Annotated in this window: 1 protein-coding gene; it reads left to right on the forward strand. The window is 45.4% G+C overall.

Going from position 1 to position 1,443, the window contains the following annotated elements; genetic code table 11:
• The first annotated feature begins 47 nt into the window (after window positions 1–47).
• Window positions 48–1,417 (forward strand): IS3-like element ISKpn8 family transposase gene (locus IM317_RS23300; RefSeq protein ID WP_085949440.1). Its coding sequence is split into 2 segments (ribosomal slippage): window positions 48–528 and window positions 528–1,417, totalling 1,371 coding nucleotides; the frame shifts between segments, so codons are not numbered across the junction.
• The last annotated feature ends 26 nt before the right edge of the window (window positions 1,418–1,443 follow it).

The following is a 1,443-nucleotide window of genomic DNA, read 5'->3' on the forward strand; positions in this document are numbered from 1 at the left end:
TGTACTGCACCCATTTTGTTGGACGATGAAATGGAATAGTCCCTGATATGTCAAAGCCAAAATACCCCTTCGAAAAGCGCCTTGAAGTCGTGAATCACTACTTCACAACTGATGATGGTTACAGGATCATCTCTGCACGTTTTGGTGTGCCTCGAACCCAGGTCAGGACGTGGGTTGCCCTCTATGAAAAACATGGAGAAAAAGGTTTAATTCCCAAACCTAAAGGCGTTAGTGCTGATCCAGAGTTGCGCATTAAGGTCGTGAAAGCCGTGACCGAGCAGCAGATGTCCCTCAATCAGGCTGCTGCTCACTTTATGCTTGCTGGTAGTGGTTCTGTAGCCAAGTGGCTGAAAGTCTATGAGGAGCACGGAGAAGCTGGTTTACGCGCACTCAAGATCGGCACCAAAAGAAACATTACAATGTCAGTTGATCCAGAAAAAGCGGCGTTAGCATTGGAGCTGTCGAAAGACCGACGTATTGAGGATCTTGAAAGACAAGTTCGATTCCTTGAAATGCGGCTTACGTATCTAAAAAAGCTGAAAGCCTTAGCTCATCCCGCGAAAAAGTGAAAGTACTCAACGAGCTAAGGCAGTTTTACCCTCTTGATGAGCTTCTCAAGGCAGCGGAGATACCGCGCAGTACGTTTTATTACCATCTAAAGGCTCTCAGCAAGCCTGATAAGTATGCGGATGTTAAAAAGCGTATTGGTGAGATTTATCACGAGAATAAAGGTCGTTACGGATACCGTAGGGTAACGTTGTCTCTCCATCGAGACGGGGAACGGATTAACCATAAAGCCGTTCAGCGCCTGATGGGAACCCTCTCGCTTAAGGCAGCGATTAAGGTCAAGCGATACAGCTCCTACAGAGGAGAGGTAGGGCAAACCGCCCCCAATGTTCTCCAAAGGGATTTCAAGGCTACACGGCCAAACGAGAAGTGGGTTACCGACGTTACTGAATTTGCAGTCAATGGGCGAAAGCTGTATTTGTCTCCAGTAATAGATCTCTTCAACAACGAAGTTATTTCTTACAGCCTGTCGGAAAGACCTGTGATGAACATGGTCGAGAATATGCTCGATCAGGCATTCAAAAAGCTTAAGCCTCACGAGCATCCTATTCTGCACTCTGACCAGGGATGGCAGTATCGTATGAGAAGGTATCAAAACATCCTTAAAGAACAAGGCATTACACAGAGCATGTCCAGAAAAGGCAATTGTCTGGATAATGCAGTCGTGGAATGTTTCTTTGGAACCTTAAAGTCGGAGTGTTTTTATCTTGACGAGTTCAGTAATATAAGCGAACTGAAGGATGCTGTTACGGAATATATTGACTACTACAACAGCAGAAGAATTAGCCTGAAATTAAAAGGTCTGAGTCCAATTGAATATCGAACCCAGACCTATGTGCCTCGTGTTTAACTGTCCAACTTTTTGGGGTCAGTACA

The organism is Enterobacter cloacae complex sp. S3, from assembly GCF_014930495.1.
Taxonomy (GTDB): Bacteria; Pseudomonadota; Gammaproteobacteria; order Enterobacterales; family Enterobacteriaceae; genus Enterobacter; species Enterobacter asburiae_B.